Genomic DNA, 25,837 nt, shown 5'->3' with positions numbered 1-25,837 from the left:
ACGGTGGGCGCCTCAGCCCTCGACCCCCGTGGCCGAGTGCGGGGCGCCCACCGGTTTGGACTCCGGGCTGCCGCGCTGGCGCAGGTAGATGGAGAGGATCGCCATGGACGCCACGGCGAGCAGCTCGGACTGCCAGTTCTGCAGGGTGCGGCTCCAGAAGTCTGCGGAGGTGACGTAGCCGCCCCAGCCGACCGGGCCCTCCAGTTCGCGCAGCCGTTCCTCGTTGTACGCGGCGGTGCCGGTGATCGACTGGGCCAGCCAGCAGAGGAGGAAGATGCCGCCCATCACCAGCCCCAACGAGCGGGAGAACACCAGCCCACGCCAGCCTCGGGCGGACGCCCAGCGCGGCGAGTCCTCACGGGCGTGCTCGCCGATCCGCTGCTCGCGGTCCGACTCGGTGCCCGCCCTGCCGATCTCCTTGGACTCCGGCGAGCCGCGCTGGAGCAGCCAGACCGTACCGAAGGTGTACAAAAAGAACTGCAGGTACTCCGACTGCCAGTTCTCGGTGACGTCCACCGCGAAGTCCGAGGAGGTGGCGTAGGCCAGGTACCCGACCGGGGGCAGCTGGGCGGAGACGAGGTCGTTGTTCATCTCGGCGCGTCCGGCGATGAGTTGGCCGAGCAGAGTCAGCAGGAAGCCCACCAGGAACGCGAGGCCCAGGCTGTTCTCCCGCAGGAAGCTCCGGGCGCCGCGGTGCGCGGTCATCGGTGCATCAGCCCCAGGGTGGTGAAGTAGGCGAGCCCCCCGAAGATGATCAGCAGGGTCGTCGTGAAGAGCAGCCGCACCGGACGTCACCCGCCCTTCAGGCCGCAGCGGTAGGGCTGGTCGGGCCGCGACTCGCAGCCGGCGGCGGTCACCTTCCAGCCGCCCGGGAACTGTGACAGGAAGAGGGTGTCGCCCTCCAGCACCACCCGGGCCTGGTCGCCCCACACGTCCACCGCGCGGACCGCTCCGGCGGCCGGGAGCTCGTCCTCCTCGATGGCCTGGCGGATCGCCCGGGGGCAGCCGCTGCCCGCGGTCTGTTCCAGTTCGTCGCGGGTGCCCGGGGCCAGCGCCGCACACAGCAGGGCGTGCCGCCCCGCGTCGCGGTCGAGTTCAAAGCGCGTGGCCTCCGCCTGGGCGGCGTCTCGCCGATCCTCCACCGCGCCGCAGGCGCCGAGTGCGGCGAGCACCAGGGCGAGCACCGCGGCCCGCGCGGTGGCATGTCCGTACCGACTGCCTCGCATTCCGCCTCCCGCCGTCGGTGTCGCGGTCCCCGTCCACCCATCCGATCCACGGGCGCTGCCGCGCGCAAGCGGGACGGGGCCGAACGGAAGGGCGTTTTGGGGAGGCCGCCCGTTCACCGCCCGTCCGGTTGCGGGCGGCTCGCGCCCGCGCTTACTCCTGATGGACCGGCAGGCGATGCCGGGTGCCGGGCCACCGGCCCGGCCAGCACAGGGGACGGCGATGAGGTCACAGATGCGCGAGGCCCGGCGGCCCTGGACGGCCGCGCTCGCCGCGGCGGCGGCCCTGCTCCTCGGGTCGCTGTCCGGCTGTGGCGGGGAGACCGGGCCGCGCCGTCCGGACCGCCGGATCACCGTCTGGTCGCAGGAGAGCCTGCCGGATCGCATCGCCGCCACCGAGAAGGTGGTCGACCGGTTCCGGCGCGAGAGCGGGATCGAGGTCGAACTGGTGGGGGTCGCCGAGGCGCAGATGCCCCAGCTGGTCATGTCCGCCGCGGCCTCCGGAACGCTCCCCGACGTGATCGGTGCGGCCACGCTGGGACAGATCTGGCAGATGTACGGCAACGAGCTGCTGAACACCCGGATCCCGGGCCGCGTCGTCGCGACGCTGGGTCCCGGCACCTTCGACGCGAACGCCCTCGCGCTGGCCTCGGACGGCGCGACCCGTCTCGCGGTGCCCTCCGACGCCTGGCTGCAGCTGCTGGTCTACCGCAAGGACCGGTTCGACCGGCGGCGTCTGTCCCCGCCGGACACCTACGGACGGATGCTCGACGCGGCGCGGCGGCTCACCGGCGACGGCCGGGACGGGGTGTCCGCGGCCACCGATCCCGCCGATGTCTTCACCTCGCAGAGCTTCGAGAGCCTGGCCCTGGCCAACGACTGCCGTCTCGTCGAGGCGGGGAGGGTGTCCCTGGCGTCGCCCCGCTGCGAGCGGGCGTTCGCCGTGTACGACCGGCTCGCCCGGGACTACGGGGCGCCCGGCACCCAGACCGTCGACTCCACCCGCGCCACCTACTTCGCGGGGCGCAGTTCCATGGTGATCTGGTCGTCGTTCGTCCTGGACGAGATGGCCGGACTGCGGGCCGACGCCCTGCCGAGCTGCCCGGAGTGTGCGAAGGATCCCCGCTTCCTGTCGAGGAACAGCGGGATCATCACCTCCCTGCGGGGACCGGACGCCACGGAGCCCGCCCAGTTCGGCGAGGTGACCTCCTGGGCGGTGACCCGGACCGCCGAGGAGGACGCCTCCCGCCGGTTCGTCGAGTACATGATGGGCGCCGGGTACGAGGGCTGGTTCGGGATGGCGCCGGAGGGCAAGATCCCCGTCCGGCGCGGCACCGCCGAGGAACCGGACCGCTATCTGCGGGCCTGGCGGAGCAGCGAGCTGGGGGTGGACCGCCGCCGGCCCATCGACGAGGTGTACCCGCCGGAGCTGCTGGACCGGCTGGTGGAGGGGGTGCGCCGGATACGCCGCTGGGGCATCGCGCAGGGCGAGGGCGCCCTGGTCGGCGCCGCGGGCGGCGAGCTTCCGGTGTCCAAGGCGATCGGCGCGATGACCGCGGGGCAGCTCTCCCCCGCCGGCGCGGCCGCCCAGGCCGACGAGGAGGTCGCCTTCCTGCGCGCGTCGCTGGAGCGGGCGGCCGCTCCCCGGAGGTCGCCGTGAGCTCCGCGGCCGGTCCTCCGCCGGCGCCCCGCACGCCCGGACGCGGACGCCGGCCGGCCGGACGGCATCGGTCGACCGGCCCTTGGCCCGCGCCTCGCCGGTCCGCCCGCGCACCGGTGTCCCGGCGGCCGTCCACCGCGAGCAGCCGGGCCAACCGGGCCGGCATCGCCTTCGTCTCCCCCACCTTCCTGGTGGTGCTGGTGGTCGTCGCCCTGCCGATCCTGTGGACGGTACTGCTCGCCTTCCAGGACGCCCGGCTGGTCGACATCCAGGGCATGGGCCTGCTGGGCCACTGGACGCTGGACAACTTCTCCGAGGTGTTCGCCACCGGTGGCTTCTGGGAGAGCCTGCTGGTCACCCTGGTCTACACGGTGGGCGGGACGGCGGGCTCGATCCTGCTGGGGCTGGTCGCCGCGCTGGCCCTGCGCCGCCCGTTCCCCGGGCGCGGGCCGCTGCGGGCGGCGATGCTGCTGCCCTACGTCGTCCCGGTGGTCGCCGCCGCGTTCCTCTGGGAGGTGGCCCTCTCCCCGCAGTACGGCATCGTCAACGACTGGGGGCGGCGCTTCCTCGGCTGGGACGACCCGATCGCCTTCCTGACCTCCCGCCGCTACGAGGTGGGCCTGTTCGGCGCGCACGTCGACGTGCCCCTGGCGCTGCTGACGGTGATCGCCTTCGAGAGCTGGCGGTACTTCCCCTTCGCGTTCCTGTTCGTCCTGGCCCGCCTTCAGGCCGTCCCGGCGGACCTGGAGGAGGCGGCCACCGTGGACGGGGCGACGCCGACCCAGCGGTTCCGGTACGTCCTGCTGCCGCAACTCGCCCCGGTGCTCGCGCTGTTGTGCGTGCTGCGGTTCATCATGACGTTCAACAAGTTCGACGACGTCTATCTGCTGACCGGCGGCGGCGCGGGCACCGACGTGGCGGCGGTGCGGGTCTACGACTTCCTCACCGCCCGCTACGACGTGGGCGCGGCCGCAGCCCAGGCGCTGGTGCTCGCCGCCTCGCTGATGGTGCTGCTCGGCTGCTACTTCCGGTTCTTCGGCGACCGGGCGCGGGAGGAGGAGACGTGAGGGTCTCCCGGGCACGGTTCGAGGAGCGGCTGTTCGCGGTGGTGCGACCGCTGGTGGTCGTGGTGCTGGCGCTGATCACCCTGGTGCCCTTCCTCTACATGCTGCTGCTGTCGGTGAAGCCGATCGACGCGCTCCTGCTGGATCCCGGGTCGCTGTGGGTGTCGGCGGAGGACTTCACGGTGTCCACCTACCGCGACGTCCTGCGGTCCACGGACGCGGGCGGGCAGGGCTTCCTGCGGTTCCTGCTCAACTCGGCGCTGGTGTCGCTCGGGACGGTGGCGCTGACCCTGCTCGCGTCGGTCCCGGGCGCGTACGCGGTGAGCCGGCTGCGGTTCTTCGGCCGGCGTCAGGTGAGCGCCCTGTTCCTCGCGGTCTACCTGTTCCCGGCGACCCTGCTGGCGGTCCCGCTCTTCGTGATCTTCGCGAGGCTGGGGCTGTCCTCCGGTCTGGTGGGGCTGGCCGTCGTCTATGTGGCGCAGACGGTGCCGGTCTCGGTGTACATGCTGAAGAACTACCTGGTCACGGTGCCGGTCTCGGTGGAGGAGGCTGCCGCGCTGGACGGCTGCACCCGGCTGCGCGCGGTGCGCAAGGTGGTGCTGCCGCTGGCCGTGCCGTCGCTGATGGCCACCGGGCTGTACGTCTTCATGATCGCCTGGAACGAGTTCCTGTTCGCCCTGCTGTTCCTCGCGGCGGACCCGGAGCGGTGGACCGTCTCGCTCGGCCTGGCGCAGCTCGCCGACGGGGTGGAGGTGCCGAAGACGGTGCTGATGGCCGGGTCGGTGGTGCTGACGGTCCCGGTGGTGCTGCTCTTCTTCGCGGCGGAACGCCTGCTGACCGAAGGTCTCACCGGCGGGGCGGACAAGGGCTGAACCCCGCGAGGCCCGCTCGGGAGCCGCCGAGGCCCGCTCGGGAGCCGCACGAGACCTGCTCGGAGGCCGCACGAGTCCCGCTCGGGCTGCCAATTCCCGCCATTGTGGCCGGCGTCGGCGCGAGGCGCGGCCGTGGCGCCCCACAGGCCGTCCGTGCCGGTCAGCGCGGCCGGGCGCGATGGACCGTTGGGTTCTGCCCCGGGCACGGGGACCACCGGCTGCCGGGAACCGGCCGCACCGCGCGGAACGCCTTCTGGCCGGGCCGGACCGCCCTTCCTAGGGTGACGAGACACCTGATCCCGTCCCGTTTCAGGAGGCCCGCCATGTCGGTCGACGACGCCGCCGAACCGCTGAGTTACCCGTTCCCCCGCCGGTCGGCGGTGGAGCCGCCGGCCGAGCTGGCGGAGCTGCGAGAAGGGTGCCCGCACGCGCGGATCGCCGTCGGCGGCGGGGAGATGACGCTGCTGACGCGCTACACGGACGTCCGGACGGTCATGGGCGACACGCGCTTCACCCGCGACCTGTCCACCGAAGGGGCGGTCGCCCTGAGCGCGGACGGCACGGACGTGTTCAGCCGGAGCACCTCCATGAGCACGACCGCGTCCGGCGAGGCGCACGCGCAGTGGCGCCGCATGGTCAGCCGCTGGTTCACCGCGAAGCGGATGACGGCACTGCGGCCCGAGATCGAGCAGATGGCGGAGGAACTGATCGACGCCATGGTCGACCGGGGCGCACCCGCCGACCTCGGCGCCCTCCTGGCGTTCCCGCTGCCCATCCGGGTGATCTGTTCCATGCTGGGGGTGCCGGACGAGGACAAGGACCGGTTCGCGCACTGGTCCAACGTGATGATGAACTTCAGCCGTTACTCGAAGGAGGAGGCCGACGCCTCGACCGCCGAGTTCGACGCCTACATGCTCGAACACATCGAGGCCAAGCGGGGCGAGCCCGCGGACGACCTCATCAGCAACCTGCTCGTGCAGACCGACGCGGCCGGATACCGGATGGCCGGCTCCGATCTGCTGGAGACCGCGAAGGGTCTGCTGGCGGCCGGGTACGAGACCACGGCGAACAGCATCGGCAAGATGACGGCGTTCCTGCTCGCCGACCGCTCCCGCTGGGAGGCCCTGCTCGCCGACCGTTCCCTGGTCCGGACCGCCGTCGAGGAGGCGCTGCGGTTCGACGCGCAGCTCGGACTCGGACTGCCCCGGTTCATCACCGAGGACGTGAAGGTGGGCGACGCCGTGGTCCCGGCCGGAACCACGGTGCTGCTGAGCATGGCGGCGGCCAACCGGGACACCACGGTCTTCGAGCGGGCGGAGGAGATGGTTCTCGACCGCAGCCCGAACCCGCACATCGCCTTCGGTGTCGGCCCGCACTCCTGTCTCGGGCAGGCCCTCGCCCGCACCGAGATGACGGTGGTGCTCGAGGTGATGCTGCGGCGCCTTCCCCGGCTCGAACTGGCGGTGCCGGTCGAGGAGTTGCAGCTGGACGACGGGCTGATCGTGACCGCTCTGACCTCCCTTCCGGTGCGCTGGTGACGCCGGGGAAGGGGGCTGTCGGCCTGAAGGTGACGGTGGATCAAGGGCTGTGCTGCGGCGCCGGCCAGTGCGTGCTGCTGGCTCCCGAGGTGTTCGACCAGCAGGAGGAGGACGGCCGGGTGGTCCTGCTGGATCCGGAGCCGGGCGAGGGCCAGGCCGCCGCCGTGCGGGAGGCCGCGGCGACGTGCCCGACGGGGGCGGTCCGGCTGGTCGACGGAGGCTGACGAGGGCCGACGGGTTTGAGGGCGGCCGGAATTCCGTTCGACCGGTCCGGGACCGCGTGGCATGATCACGCGGTCCTGCCCCGCCCCCACCGGAGTCCCCGTGCGTTGTCACCTCGTGCCCGCCCCTTACCGCCGCCTGTTCGGCGCCGAGGAAGCCGCCGCGTTCACCGGGGCGGGCTTCCTCGCCCGGCTGGCGCTCGCCATGTCGGGCGTCGCCACGGTGGTGATGGTGTCGTCGACGCACGGGTCCTACGCCCTGGCGGGTCTGGTCACCTTCGCCTCGCTGATCACCACGTTGGTGACCATGCCGTGGCTCGGGCGGTTGGTCGACCGGTTCGGGCAGGCACGGGTGGCGGTGCCGGCCGCCGTGTGGTCGTCCGCCTGGACCGGCGTGCTGGTGGTGTGCGCGGTGCTGCGGGCACCCGCGTGGGCGCTGATCGCCGCGAGCGTCCTGTCGACCACCGCTCCGAACGTGGGCGCGATGGCGCGGGCCCGGTGGGCCGAGATCCACGACGGCGACACCGTGGCCATGCACCGGGCCAACTCCTTCGAGCAGGTGCTGGACGAGGTGTGCTTCGTCCTGGGCCCCGTCCTGGCCGTCGCCCTCGCGACCTCCGCCGCCCCCTGGGCCGGCAAGGTCTGCTCCTTGGCCCTCACCCTGACCGGCACGCTGCTCTTCGCCGGCCGGCGCGGCACCGAGCCGCCGGTGCGGGCCGCCGCTCCCGAGTCCGCGGACGGCCGATCGACCGCCCCGCTGCGGCAGCCGGGCATCCAGGTCATGGCCCTCACCTTCCTGTGCACCGGCGCGGTGTTCGGCTCCCTGGAGCTGGTCACCGTGGCGTTCACCGAGTCGGTGGGCCAGGGTGCGCTGGCGGGGATGGTGCTGGGACTGCAGGCGGCCGGATCCGCGGTGTCGGGGCTGCTGTTCGGCGTGGTGGCCTGGCGCGGCGGGCCGGTGCGGCGCTTCCTGGCCGGGGTGGCCGGCATGGCGGCGCTGATGCTGCCGCTGGTGTTCGCCGGCACGCTGACCGCCCTGGTGCCGCTGATGTTCCTGGCCGGGGCGGCCACCTCCCCCACCATGATCACCGGCACCGGTCTGGTCCAGGAGCTGGTGCCCCGGGAGCGGATCAACGAGGGCCTGACGCTCACCACCACCGCCCTGCTGGGCGGCATCGCGCTCGGCAGCGCGGTGGCCGGCTGGGTCGTGGAGCGGCACGGCGCGGAGCACGGTTACCTGCTCCCCGCGGTCGCGGCGGGGGCCGCGCTGGCCGTCGCCGTCGCGGGCGCGGCGCTGCTGCGGCGGGGGGTGCGGGGCGTGCGTCCGGAGACGGCCGCCGTCCTGGCCTGACGCGGCGGTCCTCGACGACGCCGGAGCGCGGGGGCGGCCCCCCGCTCGTGCCCGCGGCCTGCTCAGTCGTCCGGCGGCAGGCGCAGGGCGAGGATGGCCATGTCGTCGCGGCCGTCGCTGGGGTGGTGGTCCGCGAGCGCGTTCACCAGTTCGTCCACGGGCAGGGCGGCGTGGGTGAGCGCGAGCTCCAGCAGGGCGTCCAGTCCCTCGTCGATGGCGTGGGCGGGGTGCTCGACCAGGCCGTCGGTGAAGAAGACGACGGTGGCGCCCGGCGGCAGCCTCCTGCGGTGGTCCGGGCGGTCCATGGCCGGGTCCACGCCCAGCGGCAGTCCCGGTTCGTGCAGCAGGTACTCCGCCTGCCCGTCGGGCTGGATCACCAGGGGCGGGTAGTGGCCGGCCACGCACCAGTGGAGGTCCCATTCCCACCCGGCCGGCTCGACCCGGGCCACCAGCACGGTGGTCACCGGCTGGGTGGTGCCGGCGGCCACCGTGACGTCGAGCTGGCGCAGGACGTCGCTGGGCGGGGTGCGGCGGTCGTAGAACAGGGCCCGCAGCATGTTGCGGATCTGCGACATGGTGGCGGCCGCGGGCAGGTCGTGGCCGTAGACGTCGCCGATGACGATGCCCAGCGCGCCGTCCGGCAGGCGCATGGCGTCGTACCAGTCGCCGCCCAGGTGGTTGGGCTCGTCGGCGGGGCGGTAGACGGTGGCGGCGGAGAAGGGGCTGAGGTCGGGCAGGGTGGGGAGCAGCAGGCGCTGGAAGGTCTCGGCGCTGTCGCGGACCTGCTGGAAGAGGCGGGCGCTCTCGATGGCGATGCCGGCCGCGCTGGCCAGGGCTACCAGGACCTCCTCGTCCTCGCTCTCGAACGGCTGCCCGTCGGTGCGTTCGGAGAGGTAGAGGTCGCCGTAGATCTCGCCGCGGACGCTGATGGCCACGCCGAGCAGGCTGCGCATGTGGGGGTGGCCGGGCGGATAGCCGACCGAGGCGGGATGGCCGGCGATGTCCCGCAGCCGCAGGGGTTCCGGATTGCGGATGAGCAGGCCCAGGACGCCCTCGCCGTGCGGGAACTCGATGCCCGCCAGCGCCTCGTACTCCTGCTCGTCGAGACCGACGGTGATGAACTGGTCGAGGCTCGTGCCCTCCGCGTCGAGGACGCCGAGGGCGCCGTACCGGGCGTCGCACAGATTCATGGCGGTGCTGACGATGCGGCGCAGCACCTCGTCGAGCTCGAGCTCGCCGGTGATGGCGAGCACCGCGTCCAGCAGTCCCTGGAGCCGGTTCTTGGTGGAGCCGAGCGCCCGCAGGTGGCGGGCGATCTCGTCCATCTCGGAGTCGAGGCGCTTGCGCAGGTCGGCGAAGGGCATCGCGTCGTTCTGCTGCTGCTCGCTCACCGCGCCCGCCTCCCGGTGCGCCCGCGGGGGCGCCCCCGGCGGCCCTGTTCCCGTGTCGCGCGGTGCACCCCGCCTCCTGTCCCGGCCGTGGACGAACGGCTTCCACCCTCGCACGCAGGGATGTGGGGAGCCCGTCCGGTTGGTCCGATCGCGTCGGCGCGGGCGCGGCGGGCGGACCGGGTCAGCCGGCGGGCGAGAGGGTGACGGGGAATCCGTTGAGGACGGCGGTGCCGGAGAGCGGGTCGAGCAGGGTGCCGTCGAGGAGCTGGTTGACGTTGGCGCCGGGGTCGGCGGAGGCGTGGCGGGTGCGGGTGCCGGGCCGGTCGTGGCCCCAGCCGTGCGGCAGGCTGACCACGCCGCGGCGTACGGCGTCGGTGAGCTCGGCGGGCGCGGTGACCTCGCCGCCGGCTCCCTTGACGCGGACCGCCTGCCCGTCGGCGATGCCGTGCAGGGCCGCGTCCTCGGGGTGGACGTGCAGGGTGCAGCGGTTGGAGCCGCCGGTGAGGGCGGGGATGTTGTGCATCCAGCTGTTGTTGGAGCGCAGGTGCCGCCGCCCGACCAGCAGCATCCCGTCGGGGCGGTGGCCGAGGGCCTGCCGCAGCCGGGGCAGGTCGCCGGCGATCGGCTCCGGCAGCAGTTCGATCCGTCCGCTGCGGGTCCGCAGCACCTCGGGGATCCTCGGGCGCAGCGGTCCGAGGTCGATGCCGTGGGGGTGTTCGAGGAGTTCACTCAGCCGGAGCCCGTCGGGGCGGGCGCCGAAGCCGTCGCCGTAGGGGCCGAGGCGCAGCATCAGGTCGAGGCGGCGTTCGCAGCCGTCCGCGCCGGTGAGGTCGGCGGCGAGTTCCTCGGGGTCGCGGCCGTGCACCGCGGAGTGCGGGTCCTGCACGGCGTGGCCGAGGGTGCGGGAGATCACCGTGGCGTCGACGGTCGCCGGGTCGGCGCCGGGCGCGCCGCTCACCGCGAGGACCAGGCGGGCGAAGATCTCGCTCTCGGCCATGCGTCCGGTCTCGAGGGGCACGGCGGGGCGGGTGTAGCGCACCTGGTTGCGCACCGCGAGGGTGTTGAAGGCGAAGTCGTGGTGCGGGCTCTGGGCGGGCGGCGGGGGCGGCAGCACCACGTGGGCGTGCCGGGAGGTCTCGTTGAGGTAGGGGTCGACGCTCACCATGAAGTCGAGTGAGGCGAGCGCCCGGTCGAGCCGCTCCCCGTCGGGCGCGGAGAGAACCGGGTTGGCCGCGGAGACGACCAGGGCGCGGATCGGCTCGCCCTCCTCGGTGGGGGTGTCGATCTCCTCCGCGAGGGCGGCCAGCGGAAGTTCGCCCTTGGCCTCGGGGTGCCGGGCGACGCGGGAGTGGCGGCGGCCCAGGGTGAAGCCGCGGCCCGGCCCGGCCGGCCGGGGCGCCCGGGCGGTGGCGGCCAGCGGGAACATCAGGCCGCCGGGGCGGTCGAGGTTGCCGGTCAGGACAGCGAGCACGTCGACCAGCCAGCTGGCGAGGGTGCCGTGCGGCACGGTGCAGCTGCCGACGCGGCCGTAGACGGCGGCGGCCGGCGCGGCGGCCAGCTCGCGGGCCAGCTCGCGCACCTCGGCGGGCTCCACGTCGCAGACGGCGGCGACCGCCTCGGGGGTGAACTCCCGCAGTGCCTCCGGCAGTCGGTCGAGGCCGTCGAGGTGCGGCGCGAGGTCGCCGGTGTCCACCAGGTCCTCCGCGAACAGCACGTGCGCCATGGCGGCGAGCAGCAGCGCGTCGGTGCCGGGGCGGATCGCCACGTGGCGGTCGGCGAGCGCGGCGGTGCGGGTGCGGCGCGGGTCGATCACGGTGAGGGTGCCGCCGCGCCGCCGCAGCGCCTTGAGGCGGCCGGGGAAGTCGGGGGCGGTGCACAGGCTGCCGTTGGACTCCAGGGGGTTGGCGCCGACGATCAGCAGGTGGTCGGTGCGGTCCAGGTCGGGGACCGGGATGGCGTCGGGATCGCCGTAGAGCAGTCCGCAGGAGACGTGCTTGGGCATCTGGTCGACGGTGGAGGCGGTGAAGAGGTTGCGGGTGCCCAGCGCGCCGAGCAGCAGCCTCGGGTAGAGGGCGCCGGCCATGGTGTGCACGGTGGGGTTGCCGAGCACCATGCCGACGGCCTCGCCCCCGTGCCGCTCCAGGACCGGGGCCATGCCCTCGGCCACGGCGGCGAACGCCTCCTCCCAGGTGGCCTCGCGCAGCATGCCGTCCCGGCGCACCAAGGGCGCGCGCAGCCGGTCGGGGTCACCGTCGAGCAGGCCGAAGGCCGCGCCCTTGGGGCAGACGAAGCCCTGGCTGAACACGTCCTCACGGTCACCCCGGGCGCCGGTGACCCGGCTGCCCTCCACGGTGAGCACGAGTCCGCAGGTTGCCTCGCACAGCGGGCAGATCCGCAGCGCGGTACGGGAGTTGACTGCCTCGGACATGGTTTCCTCCCGCACGGCGACGACGACCGGGCCGAGCATACCGACCGGTACGCCTGTTCGGGAGAGGGGCGCCCCGACCGCTTCCGCGAGTCTCGGCCCGGTCACCTGGCGGCGCGGTGCACCGCCTCGATCACCGGGGCGAAGACGTCGGTGTACGGACCGTGCACCGTGTAGTGGGTGAAGCCGAACCGTTCGCGGTTGCGGTGGATCTGCCCGGCGATCTCGTCCACCGAGCCGATGAGGACGTGCGGCGCCTCCAGCAGTTCCTCGACGCTCATCGCGGGACCGAACCGCGACACCACCTCCTCGGCGGCGCCGGCCCGGTCGTCGGTCACCAGCACCATCTGGACCAGGACGTGCAGTTCGAGGTCCCCGGCACGCTCCCCCGCGCAGGCCCGGACGAAGGCCACCCGCTCCTCGGTCTCGGCCGCCGAACCGATGCGGAAGGAGCCGGGCGGGCGGCCCTTGATCTGGTAGGCGCCGGCCACGCTCACCACGTCGGCGTGGCGGGCGGCGATCCGCAGGATCCGGTCGCCGGTGCCGCCGACGATCAGCGGCGGCCCCCACCCCCCGAAGCCGGTCCGCTGCACGGGCCGCAGTACGGGCATGCCGTAGGCCTCGCGCATCGCCTTCTGCTGCTCGAACCCGTCGGCGGCGAAACGGCGGCCGAGTTCCGTGACGGTCTCCTCGAGCCGCTCGGCACGGCCGGAGAAGTCCTGCCAGACGATGCCCGCCTCGTCGAACTCCCACTTCATGTGACCCGAGCCGAGCCCCACCTCGAGGCGTCCGCCGGTGAGGACGTCGGTGGTGGCGACGTCCCGGGCGAGCAGGGCGGGGTTCCAGAAGGGCGCGTTGAGCACCAGGGCGCCGACCCGGAGACGTTCGGTCGCCTGGGCGGCCGCCGCGAGCGCCGGGAACGGCGAGGGCATGCCGAGGTGGTCGGCCGCGAACAGCACGTCGTAGCCGTGGCGTTCGACCCGGCGGCACAGTGCGCCGAACTCGCCGGGTGCGGGAAGGCCGAGGACGTTGACGGAGAACCTGAAGTCACCCATGTCCCCGAGCCTGGCCGCGGCGGACGGCCCGCAAACACCGCCCGCGCGGGTCCCGGCCGCCTCCGGCCGGGACCCGCGTGACCGGGGTCAGCGCCCGCGGCCCGGTTCCGCCAGCCGCGCCAGCAGGGCGTCGGCCATGGCCTGTTCGCCGGCCGCGTTGGGGTGGTACGGGGCTGCCGGAGAGGCGGGGACCAGGGGCTCCGTCCAGCGCTCGGCGGGCGGCCGGCAGGCGTCGTGGCCGATCGCCGGGGTGTAGGTGTCGACGTAGCGGGCGCGGTCGTCCTCGGCGACCTCGCGCAGCATCGCGTTGAGCCGCTTGGCGGTGGCCCGCATGTACGGCACGTCGCCGGCCGCCGCCGTCACCACCGGCCAGCAGCCGGAGCCGCTCTCCGGCAGGATCGGCGGGTAGCCGAGGACGTACACCCGGGCCCGCGGCGAGCGTGCGTGGACGGCGTCCAGCACCTTCTCCACCAGCGGCGCGGCCGCCGCGATGCGGTCGGCGAGGACGTCCCGCCCGCCGCCGGTCCAGTAGGCCGTGCAGGGCGCGCCGGCCGGATCGCTCGCCCCGAGGCGGCCACAGGTGTTCATGATCTCGCCGAAACCGATGTCGTTGCCGCCGATCTGCAGGGTGACCAGCGTGGTGTCCTTGGAGACGGCGGTCAGCTGGGGCGGGTTGCTCTTCTGCGACCGCCACATCTCGGCGGTGGTCGCGCCCCCGCAGCTGACGTCCTTGAACGAGGCGACGTCCAGCGCCCGCGCGGTCAGCGAGGGGTAGTTGCGGTCGGAGCGGGCGCAGTCGGCGTCCGTCTGCCGGGGGATGCCCGGCCCGGAGGTGTAGGAGTCCCCGAGCGCCACGTACCTCTCGGCGGGCGTCGCCGGGCTGGGCGCCGCTCCCGCGCCGAGCATCAACGCCGCCGCGCCCAGCGCGGCCAGCCCGGAGAGTGTCCTTCGGCGGCTCTTCCCCATACGGCTCCCCAACCCCTTCGTCCCACCGGCTTCGTTGCCGTCCGGCAGACTCGGCGGAAGGGCGGCCGGTGTCAATGCCGCGGTTCGAAATTCTGTTTGACAGCGTGTCAACGAGACTTGGAGACTTCGACCCGTTCATGGGCGCACGACGGGAACGACCACGGTTCTCCGTGCCGGGATCACCAGAAAGACATGATGTTGAAGAAGATCACCCGCCTGCACGCGGGCGCGGCCCTGATTTCCGCCCTCTCCCTCGCGCTGGTGACCGGCTGCTCGGAGGGTGGCTCGGCCGGGAAGTCCGACAGTGACGCCGTCGGCGGCTCCAAGCCCGCCGCGAAGCCGCTGACCGAGGCCGAGCTCAAGGCCCTGCACCTCACGAACGACGAGGTCGAGAAGGGGTTCAAGGTCAAGAAGGCTCCGGCGTCCCCCGGTGACCGCGGGGACGTCAGGAGCACGGACCCCAAGTGCCTCGCGATCGCCCAGACGGTGTCCGGCTTCGCCCCGGGCTCGCCCGCGGCCGAGACCCTCAGCAACGTCGTGGAGGACAAGCAGGCTCCGGAGTCCATGGAGGGCATGGAGCCGGAGGAGTGGAAGAAGGCCTTCGACGACTCCATGGACATGGACATGGTGATCGTGTCGCTCGCCTCCTACGAGGGCGAGGGCGCCGAGGAGGGCGTGGCCGCCGCCTCCGCCTCGGCGAAGGACTGCGCGGGCGGATTCGAGATGACCTTCGACGGGCCGCAGAAGGTCACCGAGGTCGCCGAGGAGAAGGCGTCGGGCAAGGGCGACGAGTCCGTCGCCTACGCGGTGACCGTCTCGTCGAAGGAGGGCGAGGCCACGGTGCACGTCGAGGTGGTCCGCAAGGGCAACGTGGTCGCCACGTTCTACGGGTCCAACCTCGCGCGCCTCGTCGACAACAAGCCCTACGACATCCCCTCGCACGTCATCGACGCCCAGGCCGCGAAGCTCGCCTGACCCGGCGCGGGACTGCGATCCGGGGCGGCTTTCACCGGGCGGCGGTCCGGCGCGCGCTGCGGCTTGCGGCAGCCCTTCACGGGGCCCGCGAGCCGCGGCCCTGGCTCGGGTCGCGACCTGGAGCGGCCTCGCGGGGCGGCACGGGCCACGGACCGGGCTGCGGCTCCGCGAGACCTGCGGCTCGAGCCCGAGGCGGGCCGTGAGCGGCGGGTACCGAGGACGTGGAGCGGGCCGGGTCGGTCGCGTGACGCCCCCCGTCCGCCCGACAGGGCGCCCTTCGCCCCCGCCTCGCATCCACCCGCGGGCGGCGGGCGGCGGGCGGCGGGCGAAGGCCGGGTTGCCCGGCGCGCGCGCCGGCCTCACCTCGCTCCTCTGCGCCCCGCGCAGGGGCGGGGCCCCGTCGTCAGGCGGGTGCCCACCGCGACCGCGGCCCGGAGGTTTCGACCTGGGCCCCCGGGCCGAGCGCCCGCATCCCGCTCAGGAGGGCGCGCCGGACGGCACGGGCCCGGGGCACCAGCCCGTGGCCATGGCCGTGCCGTGGTCCCGGGAGCCGCACCGGCAGCGGCTCCGGAGCCCGTTCTTCTCACGACGTTTCCCGTACCGCCCCACCCTGCACCCCCGACTCGGCGCTATGGTGCGGAAGTTCGACATCACGTTCCACTTTCGTACGCGTAGAGGAATAGCACCATGCGTGTGGGAATCACCGGGCACCGCCGCCTGAGCCACGAGATCGTCGGCCAGGTCCAGGAGAGGCTCGCCGAACGACTGAGGCGTTACGACCCGGCCGCACTGACCGTGGTCACCCGCGCCGCCGAGGGGCCGGAGAGCCGGCTGGCCAGGGCCGCGCTGGACGCGGGTGCGGCGCTGGAGATCGTCGTCCCCGCCGACGACCACCGCGCCACCCTGTCCTCGGAGCACCTGCCCGTCTACGACGATCTGGTGAAGCAGGCCCGGCGTGTGCACCGGACGGGGCTGGAGACGTCGACCCCCCAGGCCCGCCAGGCCGCGGGAGAGATCCTGGTGGGGCTGAGCGACGAGCTCCTCGCCGTCTGGGACGGCCGGCCCGCTCTCGGCCACGGCGGCACCGCCGACACGGTCGCCTACGCGCTGGGCGTCCACCTCCCCGTCACCGTCGTGTGGCCCGAGGACGCCGCTCGCCCCTGACGGTCCGTGCGGTCGGGCTCGCCGGTCGATCCGCCCGCGACCGTCACGCCTGACCGCGTACCGCCGTCACCACGGCGAACGCGGTGCACAGCGCCAGGGCGCAGGCCCCGAGGACGCACCCGGCGAGCGCGCGCGGACGGCCCGGCACAGGGCGGCGGACGGCCGCGGTGTGCGCGGCGTCGACGAGCCGGACGGAGGGCCGCACGCCCTGCCGTCCGGCGCCCAGCAGCCCGGCGAGTTCCAGGGCACGCAGGCCCAGCGCGGCCGCGAGCGGTGCGCAGAGGAGGACGGCGAGGACGGCCAGGAGCCGGATCACCGAGGGGTCGTTCGGCATGGCCGGAACGTACCGGCGGCACCCCGCACGGCAGGGGACGCCACGGTGAAGTCCGCCTGAACAGCGGACGGCCGGATCGGGCCACCGCCTCACCGCCGCCGGCGCCGAACATCTGCGCTAGATTTTGCCTCTCCTTGACTGCCGATCACTCATCGCTGGAGCCGACACCCCTATGAACGACATCATCGAAGGCCTCGGCCGGGCCACCGCGTACGGCGCCCTGGGCGTGGTCCTGCTGATCCTCGGCATCTTCCTGATCGACCTGCTGACACCCGGCAAGCTGGGCCGGCAGATCTGGGAGGAGCGCAACCGCAACGCCGCCTTGCTCCTCAGCTCGGCGCTGCTGGGTATAGGCGGCATCGTCTTCACGTCGATCTGGACGACCTACGACGATTTCGGCAAGGGCCTGCTGTCGACCGCGGTGTTCGGTCTGCTGGGTCTGGTGATGATGGCGGTCGCCTTCCTCGTGGTGGACCTGGTCACCCCGGGCAAGCTGGGCGCCACCCTCGTCGAGCCGGAGCCGCACCCCGCCGTGTGGGTCACCGCCTCCTGCAACCTGGCGGTCTCGGCCATCGTGTCGGCCTCCATCGCCTGACGCTCCCCCGGGCCTCGCGTCGGCCCGTACCGCCCGCCCGTCGAGCCGGGGCCTCCGCCGCACGGGCACGAACTCCGCGGCGGGCGCGCGGGTTCGCCGTCCCTGCGGTGCGAGTCCGTCCGCCCCGTGGATCAGCGGGCGGTGAGCCGCGGCCCCGGAACGGAAGTGCGCGTGAGAAGGGGCCGCGGCGATACCGCGCCGATGACCGACTCGCCTGCCGCCGCGCTGGATCCGCTCCGGGAGCTCGTCGAGGGCGGAGGCGTCGTCGACCAGGACCGCCTGGCCCTGCCTCCGGCGGCGGCCCGCACCACGGGTACCGGGCGTCGACGCACGACGTGCTGCGCCGGATCGACGCGGGCGAGCACCGGCCTCGCCGGCGGACAGGCAGCCCGCGGAAGGCTTCCTGAACGGTGTCGCGCGTCTCCGCGCGCCCGTTCCGGACGCGCGCCCCGCCCGCAGGCCCTCTGCCCGCGGGACGGCCGGGTGCTGCCGCTTCCGCACGGCGCGCGACCCGCCCGTCGCCGGCAAGGGCTCCTCGGACTGAGCAACCGGCCGCCGGGCAACGGGCCACGCGCGCCGGGACTCCGCGCACCGGGACCGCGGCCCCCGCACTCCCACCGCCCCGGCGGCGGCAACGCCTCCGCTTCCGCCGGCCCCTCCCCACCGCTCTGACGTCGCGTTACGTCCCGGCCCTCACATCCGTCCCGTCCATCCCATTGACGCCGGATCAGATGTGGATGAGCATGACCGCCTACCGGGATGGGAGCGCTCCCACCTGCCTGCCTCCCGGTCGGGCACGCCCGTGACCACCCCACGCGACCGAGGAGCCCCGGACGTGAAACGACGCAGAACCACCTTGCTCGGTGTGACGACGGCCCTGCTGGCGGCCGCCCTCACCCTGCCCGCCGGCCCGGCGGGCGCCGACGAGGTCGAGCTGATCAAGAACGGCACCTTCGACACGTCCACCGATCCCTGGTGGAGCAGCGCGAACGTCACCACCGCCCTGGAGGACGGGGAGATGTGCGCCGCGATACCCGGCGGCACCGCCAACCGCTGGGACGCGATCGTCGGCCACAACGACCTCACGCTGCAGGAGGGCCAGACCTACCGCTTCTCGTTCTCGGCCACCGGGAACCCGGCGGACCACGTGGTGCGGGCCGTGGTGGGCCTGGCCGTGGATCCGTACGACACCTACTTCGAGGTCAGCCCCCAGCTGAGCGTCTCCGGCAACGACTACACCTACACCTTCACCGCCCCGGCGGACACCACGCAGGGGCAGGTGGCCTTCCAGGCCGGCGGCAGCGCCGACGCGTGGCGGATGTGCCTCGACGACATCTCCCTGGTCGGCGGCGTGCCGCCGGAGAAGTACGAGCCGGACACCGGCCCCCGGGTGCGGGTGAACCAGGTCGGTTACCTGCCCAAGGGGCCGAAGAACGCGACCGTGGTGACCGAGGCGACGTCCGCCCTGCCCTGGGAGCTGCGCAGCGCCGGGGGCAAGGCGGTGGCCCGCGGCAGGACCGTGCCGCGCGGCGTCGACGCCTCCTCCGGACAGAACGTCCACTCCGTCGACTTCGGGTCCTACCGGGGCTCGGGCAAGGGCTTCGTGCTGGTCGCCGACGGCGAGACCAGCCGCCCCTTCGACATCTCCGCCACCGCCTACGAGCGGCTCCGGCTGGACTCGCTGAAGTTCTACTACACGCAGCGCTCCGGCCAGGCGATCCGCGACGACCTGCGCCCGGGCTACGGCCGCCCGGCGGGTCACGTCGGCGAGGCGCCCAACCAGGGCGACACCGACGTGCCGTGCCAGGAAGGCGTCTGCGACTACTCCCTGGACGTGACGGGCGGCTGGTACGACGCCGGCGACCACGGCAAGTACGTCGTCAACGGCGGCATCTCCACCTGGGAGCTGCTGCGCACCTACGAGCGTTCCCTGCACGCCCCCTCGGGCAGCCCGGGCACCCTGCGCGACGGCAGCCTGGTGATCCCCGAGTCCGGCAACCGGGTTCCCGACGTCCTCGACGAGGCGCGCTGGGAGCTCGAGTTCATGATGAAGATGCAGGTGCCGAGCGGGCAGCCGCTGGCCGGCATGGCGCACCACAAGATCCACGACTCGGAGTGGACCGGGCTGCCGCTGATGCCGCACCTGGACCCGAAGAAGCGTGAGCTGCACCCGCCGACCACCACGGCCACCCTGAACCTGGCGGCCACCGCCGCGCAGGCCGCCCGTCTGTACCGTCCCTACGACCGGGCGTTCGCCAAGGAGTCCCTGGCCTCGGCGAAGACCGCCTGGCGGGCCGCGCTCGCCCACCCGGACATCCTGCCGGACCCGAACGACGGCATCGGTGGCGGCGCCTACCCGGACACCGACGCCTCCGACGAGTTCTACTGGGCGGCCGTGCAGCTGTACCTGACCACCGGTGACAGCGAGTACGAGCGGTACATCCTCAAGTCCCCGGTCCACACGGCGGACATCTGGAACCCGCTCGGCTTCGACTGGCAGCGCACCGCGGCGGCCGGCCGCCTGGACCTCGCCACCGTCCCGAACCGCCTCCCGGGCCTGCGGGCCGTGCGCGCCTCCGTCGTCAAGGGCGCCGACCAGTACCTGGCCACCCTGCGCGAGCACCCGTACGGCCTGCCGTACGCGCCGAAGGACAACGTCTACGACTGGGGCTCCAACGCCCAGGTCCTGAACAACGCGCACGTCATCGCCACCGCGTACGACCTGACCGGTGACCGTCGTTACCGCGACGGGGCGCTGCAGAGCATGGACTACATCCTGGGCCGCAACGCGCTGAACATCTCGTACGTGACCGGCTACGGCGACGTCACCTCGGTGAACCAGCACAGCCGGTGGTACGCCCACCAGCTGGAGCCGAGCCTGCCCAACCCGCCGGCGGGCACGCTCTCCGGAGGCCCGAACTCCAGCATCCAGGACCCGGTGGCGCAGAACCTGCTGCGGGGCTGCACCGGCCAGTTCTGCTACGTGGACGACATCCAGTCCTGGTCCACCAACGAACTGACGGTGAACTGGAACGCGGCCCTGGCCTGGATGGCCTCGTTCGCGGCGGACCAGGGGTAGCCGCAGGAGGCTGCCACGGTTCCCGGTGCGCCGGGCGGGAGGAGGTCCCCGCCCGGCGCACCGCCGTGTGCGGCGGGCGGGGACCGGCAGGCGCCCGCGACCGGCAGGCGCCCGCGCTCAGCGCGGGGCCGCCGCCGCGAAGGGCACCTGGGGCAGGGGCGGCGTCAGGGACGCCGGGCGGGCCGGGTGCGTCCACAGTCCTCGCGAGGCCAGGCGGGGCAGGACGCCCTCGCCGAACCAGTAGGCCTCCTCCAGGTGCGGGTACCCCGAGAGCACGAACTCGTCGATCCCCAGGGCGTGGTACTCCGCGACGAGGTCGGCGACCTCTTCGTGGCTGCCGACCAACGCGGTGCCCGCGCCGCCGCGCACCAGGCCGATGCCGGCCCAGAGGTTGGGATATATCTCCAGGCCGTCGGTGCCACCGCCGTGCAGGTCCAGCATGCGGCGCTGTCCCTCGGACTCGCTGCGGGCGAGCCCCTCCTGCACGGCCCGCACGGTCCGCGGGTCGAACCCGTCCAGCAGTCGTCGTGCCTCCGCCCAGGCCTGGTCGGAGGTGTCACGGGTGATGACGTGCAGCCGGATGCCGAAGCGGAGCCGGCGCCCCTGGGTCTCGGCGTGCGCCCGGACGCGTGCGATCTTCTCCGCGACGGCGGCGGGCGGTTCACCCCAGGTGAGGTAGACGTCGACGTGCCGTGCGGCGACCTCCAGCGCGCGGGGCGAGGAGCCGCCGAAGTAGATCCGCGGCGCCGGGTCGGGCAGCCGGCTGAGCTCGGCCTCCTCCACCCGCAGGTGCCGGCCGGTGCGGGTGACCCGCTCCCCCGCCCACAGGCCGCGGACGACGTGCAGGAACTCGTCGGTGCGCTCGTAGCGCTGCTCCTTGTCCAGGAAGTCGCCGTAGGCGCGCTGTTCCCTGCTCTCGCCGCCGGTCACCACGTTGACCAGCAGCCGTCCGCCGGTGAGCCGCTGGTAGGTGGAGGCCATCTGGGCGGCGAGGGTGGGCGAGACGGAGTCGGGCCGGAAGGCGACCAGGAACTTCAGCCGCTCGGTGTGGCGGGCGACCATGGCGGTGGTCAGCCAGGCGTCCTCGCACCAGGTGCCGGTGGGGGTCAGCGCGCCGACGAAGCCCAGGTCCTCGGCGGCCAGGGCGATCTGGGTGAGGTAGCCGACGCTGGCCGGCCGGTCCGCCCCGGCCGCGCCGGTGCGGACGCCGTGGCCGCCGCCGACGATGTCACGGCTGTCGCCGTTGGTGGGCATGAACCAGTGGAAGGTGAGGTTCACCGGTGAGGCCGCCTTTCGGGAGCGGTCGGGGTGGCGGGGAGGCGGTTCACGCGGCGACGGCGCGGACGACGGTGCTGCGTCGGACGCGGTCGGTGAGGGCGGCGGAGAACTGGTCCACCACGCCCTCCAGGGCGCCTGCGGCGGGTTCGGCGACGGTCACCGTGCCGTCGTCGGCCACGGTGATGTCCTTGTCGAGGGTGAACCAGCCCTGGACGATGTGGCTTGCGCCCATGGAGCTCAGCACCGGGCGGAGGGCGTAGTCGATGGCGAGCACGTGTGCGGTGGACCCACCGGTGGCGAGCGGCAGCACCGTCTTGCCGGCCAGCGCGTACTGCGGGAGCAGGTCGAGGAGCGACTTGAGCAGCCCGGAGTAGGCGGCCTTGTAGACCGGCGTGCCGATCACCAGTCCGTCCGCCTCGGCGACCAGGGCCGTCGCCCGGGCGATCGCGGGGTGGCCGAAGTCCGCGCCGAGCAGCGCGTCGGCGGGCAGGGTGCGGACGTCCAGGGGGACGACCTGATGCCCCTGTGCGGTCAGGCGGGCGTCGAGGTGGCGCAGCAGGCGCGCGGTGCGGGAGGTCGGGGACGGGCTGCCGGAGAGGGAGAGGACGGTGGCCATGAGGCGGTCTCCTGGTACGGGAGGTGGGCTGCGGCGGTGGACTGCGGGCGCGGCGGGTCACGCCCCGCGCACACGGCGTCTCCCCCGTCCCTGCACGGCGGCCGGAGAGGGCCGGCTCAGGGACGAGGACGCCTGGTGGAAGGACGGACGAGGGCCCGGCGGGAAAGGCGGGCAGGGACGCCGGACGTGGGGCGCGAGCCGGGGGCCGACGGGTCGTCAGCTGTCCGACGGCTGCGCACCGTGCGGCGGGAAGGGAGGGAGCGACCGGGAAGGAACCGGTGTCAGGCCACGCGACACAGCGCTGCGGCGACACGGACCAGGTCGACGCAGCGGCGGCAGGTGAGAATCTGGCGCGGCATGTCCCGATGCAAGCACGGCGCTTTCGCGGCCGTCAACGCCGTGGCCGCCATGCGAGACGCCACCAGGCCGGCGGGCGAGGCACAATGAGCAGCGCTGAAGGCGTAGTAGGGCGAAGGAGCGTGGCCCCAACATGTCCATGGTCGGCAACCTGCGCAAGGTGGCGCGGCTGGCGCGGCGTACGCGCCGGGTGGATCTCAACCATCCCGCTCGCTCACCCCTGGGATCGACGGTGGTGAACTGCGTCGTCTACCGCGACGGTGTCCGGCAGGACGGAGCGGCGGGCGTGCGCGAGGCGGTGCGGCTCGCGGCCAAGCACCGTGACGGCTTCGTGTGGCTGGGGCTGCACGAGCCGACCGCCGAGCAGTTCACCGACGTGGCGGAGCTGTTCGGGCTGCACCCGCTGGCGGTGGAGGACGCGGTCCACGCCCATCAGCGGCCCAAGGTGGAGACCTACGGCGACGTGCTGTTCTCCGTCTTCAAGACGGTCACCTACGTCGAGCACGCCGAACTGACCGCGACCAGCGAGGTGGTGGACACCGGCGAGATCATGGTCTTCACCGGGCCGCGTTTCGTGGTCACCGTCCGCCACGGCAGCCACGGCTCGCTGGGCCCGCTGCGCGAGCAGCTGGAGTCGCAGCCGCGGCTGCTGGCCGAGGGCCCCTCGGCGGTGCTGCACGCGATCGCGGACCATGTCGTCGACGAGTTCCTGACGGTGGCGGCGGCCGTGCAGGACGACATCGACGCGGTGGAGACCCAGGTCTTCTCCCCCGCCGACCGCACCGCCGATCCCGGCCGCATCTACCAGCTCAAGCGCGAGGTGCTGGAGTTCAAGCGGGCCGCGGTGCCGCTGGCGCAGCCGCTGGCCCGGCTGGCGACGGAGCCGTCCGCGCCGGTCACCGAGGAGATACGGGCCTACTTCCGTGACGTCTCCGACCACCTGGCCCGCGTCACCGAGCAGATAACCGCCTCCGACGCGCTGCTGGACTCCGTGCTGCAGGCCCACCTGGCGCAGGTGACCGTGGCGCAGAACGAGGACATGCGGAAGATCACCGCGTGGGCCGCGATCATCGCCGTCCCGACGATGGTCTGCGGCGTGTACGGCATGAACTTCGAGCACATGCCCGAGCTGGGCTGGCGGTACGGGTACGCCTACGCGATCGGCCTGATCGTGGTCGCCTGCTTCTTCATCCACCGCGGGTTCAAGCGCAACGGCTGGTTGTGACGGCCCTTTTGCCGCATAGTCGGAGCACCTTGATCGGAGCGGGAGTGGAGTGACGCTGTGAGCCGAACCGAGACGCCCCTCGAGCAACTGGACGTCCTCGTCGTCGGGGCCGGCCTGTCCGGCATCGGCGCGGGGCGGTACCTGCGGACCGAGCACCCGGCGAAGTCCTTCGCCGTCCTGGAGGCCCGCGGCGCCTCGGGCGGCACCTGGGACCTCTTCCGGTACCCGGGCGTCCGCTCGGACTCCGACCTCCACACCTTCGGCTACGAGTTCAAGCCGTGGCGGGACCGGCAGGCCATCGCCGACGCGCCGCGCATCCTGGCCTACCTGCGCGAGACGGCGACGGAGAACGGTCTCGACGCCCACATCCGCTACCACCACCGGGTGGCCGCGCTCTCCTGGTCGAGCGAGGAGGCGCGCTGGCTGGCCGAGGTGGAGCGCACCGACACCGGTGAGCGCCTCCGGCTGAGCGCCCGCTGGGTGTTCTGCGCCAGCGGCTACTACCGCTACGACCGGGGTCACACCCCGCGCTTCGAGGGCCTGGAGGACTTCCGGGGCACCGTGGTGCACCCGCAGCGGTGGCCCGAGGACCTGGACCACGCCGGCCGTCGGGTGGTGGTGATCGGCAGCGGCGCGACCGCCGTCACCCTGGTCCCGGCGCTGGCGGAGACGGCCTCGCACGTCACCATGCTCCAGCGGACGCCGACGTACGTCATGCCGGTGCCCCGTGAGGACGCGATCGCCGCCGCGCTGAGCAAGTGGTGCGGCGAGGAACGCGGTTACGCCCTCACCCGCCGCAAGAACATCGCGCAGCAGCGCGCCATCTGGTCGTTCGCCCAGCGGTTCCCGAGGACCGCGCGGAAGCTGATCCGGTGGATCAACACCAAGCAGCTGCCCGAGGGTTATCCGGTCGACGAGCACTTCAACCCGCCGTACGACCCGTGGGACCAGCGGCTGTGCGCGGTGCCGGACGGGGACCTGTTCAAGGCGATCGGCCGGGGCGCCGCCGAGGTGGTCACCGACCGGATCGCCCGGTTCACCGAGCGGGGCGTCCTGCTCGAGTCGGGCCGGGAGCTGGAGGCGGACATCGTGGTCACCGCCACCGGCCTCACCGTGCAGGCACTGGGCGGCGTCGCGCTGACCGTCGACGGCGAGCCCGTCCAGCTGTCCAGGACCGTCGCCTACAAGGGCATGATGCTCTCCGGTGTGCCGAACCTGGTGATGGCCATCGGATACACCAACTCGTCCTGGACGCTGAAGATCGGCCTGCTGTGCGAGCACTTCTGCCGCCTGCTGTCCCACCTGGACGCCCACGGCTACGACGCGGCCTGTCCCGAGCCGGGCGACCCGGCCATGCCCACCCGGCCCTTCCTGGACTTCGCGGCGGGCTACATCCTGCGGGCGGTGGACCAACTGCCCCGCCAGGGGAACCGGATGCCGTGGCTGACGTCGATGAGCTACCACTCCGACGTCAAGCTGCTCCGCTCCGACGACGTGACCGACCCCGAACTGCGCCTGTTCCGGGCGTCGAAGCCGGGTGGCGCGGCCGCACCGGGCGAGGCCGCCGAGCCGGCCGGGGCGGACGCACCGTACGAGACCGCCACGCAGGGCGGGACCGACGCACCGGACACCTCGGCCGCACCGCACGGGACGACGGTGCCGGGCGCCGCGGAGCCGCTCACACGTCCCGTCGCCGGGCGAGAGGAGTGACCCCGGCCGCCGCCACCCGACGCGGTCGCCGTCCGAGCTGGACGCCCGCGACCGGGTGCGGCCGGTGACCGTCGCCTACGAGGCGGGGCTGGTGGCGCCGTCGGAGTGAGGGGCGGGAGCGGCGCGGGCCGTCCGTCTCAGTCCTCGCCAGTGGCCTTGCGCACCAGGGCGGCGTAGCCGAGCTGGAGGGCGTCGGCGCCGGCCAGCGCGGTCAGGGCGCCCATGGCGGTGCGGGTGGCGCGCGGGGCCAGCAGCAGTCCGGCGGTCAGGCTGGAGGTCACCCAGACGCTGGTGCAGAACGGGCAGGTCATCAGCTCGCCGACGGTTTCCCGGCCGCTCTCCGGGCGGGCCTCCTCGTGCAGTTCGGCGGGGCCTTCCGGGCCGACGTACCGGGTGAACGGCGCGCGCAGCGGGCTGGTCACCGCGGCCTTGCTGAGGAGCCGGCTGAGCCGGAAGGTGGCCACCGAGGTGAGCGCCACGTCCCAGGGGTCGGGGCGCTCGGGGAGCGGGCGTCCGCGGAGCCGGACGGCGGTGGCCCAGGCCGCGGTGTACGCGCCGAAGGCCGTCATCGCCGCCAGGTAGCCGCCCAGCGGCCGGTCCCCGCCGTCGGCGTACGCGCCGTGGGTGCGGTGGAGCGCCGCCCGCACGCGCTGTGCGAGGCCGCCGCCTTCGGGGGTGTGTGCCATGTTCCGTGTCCGCTCTTGTCCGTGCCGTGTGGTGCGGTGTCCGGTTTCCGCC

Annotated in this window: 22 protein-coding genes; 12 read left to right on the top strand and 10 right to left on the bottom strand. The window is 73.5% G+C overall.

Features of this window, described 5'->3' with window-relative positions:
* Nucleotides 1-12: 12 nt before the first annotated feature.
* Entirely contained in the window at nt 13-705 is a 693-nt protein-coding gene (locus tag ACFRAV_RS05910; protein ID WP_382551977.1) for a DUF6766 family protein, read from the bottom strand.
* Between the two features lie 86 nt (nt 706-791).
* Entirely contained in the window at nt 792-1,226 is a 435-nt protein-coding gene (locus ACFRAV_RS05905) for a hypothetical protein (protein ID WP_382551975.1), read from the bottom strand.
* Between the two features lie 220 nt (nt 1,227-1,446).
* On the opposite strand from ACFRAV_RS05905, the gene ACFRAV_RS05900 reads away from it, so the two are divergent.
* The 6 genes from ACFRAV_RS05900 (at nt 1,447) to ACFRAV_RS05875 (ending at nt 7,929) form a co-directional block, all read left to right on the top strand.
* On the top strand, nt 1,447-2,883 hold the full coding sequence (locus ACFRAV_RS05900; protein WP_382551973.1) for an ABC transporter substrate-binding protein: 1,437 nt from the start codon (nt 1,447-1,449) through the stop codon (nt 2,881-2,883).
* A gap of 116 nt (nt 2,884-2,999) precedes the next feature.
* Nucleotides 3,000-3,950 (top strand): carbohydrate ABC transporter permease, encoded by a 951-nt coding sequence (locus tag ACFRAV_RS05895; protein WP_382551971.1) that lies wholly within the window; start codon nt 3,000-3,002, stop codon nt 3,948-3,950.
* Nucleotides 3,947-4,819, top strand: a complete 873-nt coding sequence (locus ACFRAV_RS05890) for a carbohydrate ABC transporter permease (protein WP_382551969.1) — start codon at nt 3,947-3,949, stop codon at nt 4,817-4,819. Before ACFRAV_RS05895 ends, ACFRAV_RS05890 begins: the two co-directional genes overlap by 4 nt.
* Nucleotides 4,820-5,142: 323 nt before the next feature.
* Nucleotides 5,143-6,357 (top strand): cytochrome P450, encoded by a 1,215-nt coding sequence (locus ACFRAV_RS05885; protein WP_382551967.1) that lies wholly within the window; start codon nt 5,143-5,145, stop codon nt 6,355-6,357.
* A gap of 23 nt (nt 6,358-6,380) precedes the next feature.
* The gene (locus ACFRAV_RS05880; protein WP_382552129.1) at nt 6,381-6,581 is read left to right on the top strand and encodes a ferredoxin; all 201 of its coding nucleotides are present in this window, start codon (nt 6,381-6,383) and stop codon (nt 6,579-6,581) included.
* A gap of 100 nt (nt 6,582-6,681) precedes the next feature.
* On the top strand, nt 6,682-7,929 hold the full coding sequence (locus ACFRAV_RS05875) for an MFS transporter (RefSeq protein WP_382551965.1): 1,248 nt from the start codon (nt 6,682-6,684) through the stop codon (nt 7,927-7,929).
* A 62-nt stretch (nt 7,930-7,991) separates the two neighbouring features.
* Here the strand turns inward: ACFRAV_RS05875 and ACFRAV_RS05870 are convergent, their stop codons facing one another.
* The 4 genes from ACFRAV_RS05870 to ACFRAV_RS05855 form a co-directional block, all read right to left on the bottom strand.
* The gene (locus tag ACFRAV_RS05870; protein ID WP_382552127.1) at nt 7,992-9,293 is read right to left on the bottom strand and encodes a PP2C family protein-serine/threonine phosphatase; all 1,302 of its coding nucleotides are present in this window, start codon (nt 9,291-9,293) and stop codon (nt 7,992-7,994) included.
* Between the two features lie 208 nt (nt 9,294-9,501).
* Nucleotides 9,502-11,748 carry a molybdopterin-dependent oxidoreductase gene (locus tag ACFRAV_RS05865; protein WP_382551963.1) on the bottom strand — a complete coding sequence of 749 codons (2,247 nt, stop codon included), beginning with the start codon at nt 11,746-11,748 and terminating at the stop codon, nt 9,502-9,504.
* Between the two features lie 101 nt (nt 11,749-11,849).
* Entirely contained in the window at nt 11,850-12,800 is a 951-nt protein-coding gene (locus ACFRAV_RS05860; RefSeq protein ID WP_382551961.1) for a TIGR03621 family F420-dependent LLM class oxidoreductase, read from the bottom strand.
* 87 nt (nt 12,801-12,887) lie between these two features.
* Nucleotides 12,888-13,766: an SGNH/GDSL hydrolase family protein gene (locus ACFRAV_RS05855; RefSeq protein WP_382551958.1), complete on the bottom strand. Its 879-nt coding sequence runs from the start codon at nt 13,764-13,766 to the stop codon at nt 12,888-12,890.
* Between the two features lie 192 nt (nt 13,767-13,958).
* On the opposite strand from ACFRAV_RS05855, the gene ACFRAV_RS05850 reads away from it, so the two are divergent.
* Nucleotides 13,959-14,741, top strand: coding sequence for a hypothetical protein (locus ACFRAV_RS05850; protein WP_382551956.1), 783 nt, complete (start codon nt 13,959-13,961; stop codon nt 14,739-14,741).
* 687 nt (nt 14,742-15,428) lie between these two features.
* Complete coding sequence (locus tag ACFRAV_RS05845; RefSeq protein ID WP_382551954.1) at nt 15,429-15,905, top strand: hypothetical protein; 477 nt, start codon at nt 15,429-15,431, stop codon at nt 15,903-15,905.
* 43 nt (nt 15,906-15,948) lie between these two features.
* Here ACFRAV_RS05845 and ACFRAV_RS05840 read toward each other — a convergent pair whose 3' ends face one another.
* Nucleotides 15,949-16,239, bottom strand: coding sequence for a hypothetical protein (locus tag ACFRAV_RS05840; RefSeq protein ID WP_382551952.1), 291 nt, complete (start codon nt 16,237-16,239; stop codon nt 15,949-15,951).
* 172 nt (nt 16,240-16,411) lie between these two features.
* On the opposite strand from ACFRAV_RS05840, the gene ACFRAV_RS05835 reads away from it, so the two are divergent.
* Nucleotides 16,412-16,834, top strand: a complete 423-nt coding sequence (locus ACFRAV_RS05835) for a DUF350 domain-containing protein (protein ID WP_351116056.1) — start codon at nt 16,412-16,414, stop codon at nt 16,832-16,834.
* A gap of 835 nt (nt 16,835-17,669) precedes the next feature.
* Complete coding sequence (locus ACFRAV_RS05830; RefSeq protein ID WP_382551949.1) at nt 17,670-19,913, top strand: glycoside hydrolase family 9 protein; 2,244 nt, start codon at nt 17,670-17,672, stop codon at nt 19,911-19,913.
* A 117-nt stretch (nt 19,914-20,030) separates the two neighbouring features.
* On the opposite strand, the gene ACFRAV_RS05825 is transcribed toward ACFRAV_RS05830, so the two are convergent.
* Both ACFRAV_RS05825 and ssuE read right to left on the bottom strand, forming a co-directional pair.
* Nucleotides 20,031-21,191 (bottom strand): LLM class flavin-dependent oxidoreductase, encoded by a 1,161-nt coding sequence (locus ACFRAV_RS05825; protein ID WP_382551947.1) that lies wholly within the window; start codon nt 21,189-21,191, stop codon nt 20,031-20,033.
* A gap of 46 nt (nt 21,192-21,237) precedes the next feature.
* The gene (gene ssuE / locus ACFRAV_RS05820) at nt 21,238-21,807 is read right to left on the bottom strand and encodes an NADPH-dependent FMN reductase (RefSeq protein WP_382551945.1); all 570 of its coding nucleotides are present in this window, start codon (nt 21,805-21,807) and stop codon (nt 21,238-21,240) included.
* 490 nt (nt 21,808-22,297) lie between these two features.
* Here ssuE and ACFRAV_RS05815 point away from each other — a divergent pair, with 490 nt between their 5' ends.
* Both ACFRAV_RS05815 and ACFRAV_RS05810 read left to right on the top strand, forming a co-directional pair.
* Nucleotides 22,298-23,389: a magnesium and cobalt transport protein CorA gene (locus ACFRAV_RS05815; RefSeq protein ID WP_382551943.1), complete on the top strand. Its 1,092-nt coding sequence runs from the start codon at nt 22,298-22,300 to the stop codon at nt 23,387-23,389.
* Nucleotides 23,390-23,446: 57 nt separating this feature from the next.
* The gene (locus tag ACFRAV_RS05810) at nt 23,447-25,099 is read left to right on the top strand and encodes a flavin-containing monooxygenase (protein WP_382551941.1); all 1,653 of its coding nucleotides are present in this window, start codon (nt 23,447-23,449) and stop codon (nt 25,097-25,099) included.
* Between the two features lie 137 nt (nt 25,100-25,236).
* On the opposite strand, the gene ACFRAV_RS05805 is transcribed toward ACFRAV_RS05810, so the two are convergent.
* Nucleotides 25,237-25,785 (bottom strand): DUF1360 domain-containing protein, encoded by a 549-nt coding sequence (locus ACFRAV_RS05805; protein WP_382551938.1) that lies wholly within the window; start codon nt 25,783-25,785, stop codon nt 25,237-25,239.
* Between the last annotated feature and the right edge of the window lie 52 nt (nt 25,786-25,837).

Source organism: Streptomyces sp. NPDC056600 (assembly GCF_042792855.1).
Classification (GTDB): domain Bacteria; phylum Actinomycetota; class Actinomycetes; order Streptomycetales; family Streptomycetaceae; genus Streptomyces.
The sequence above is the reverse complement of the archived record's forward strand: the minus strand, read 5'-3'. Positions and strand labels throughout refer to the sequence as shown.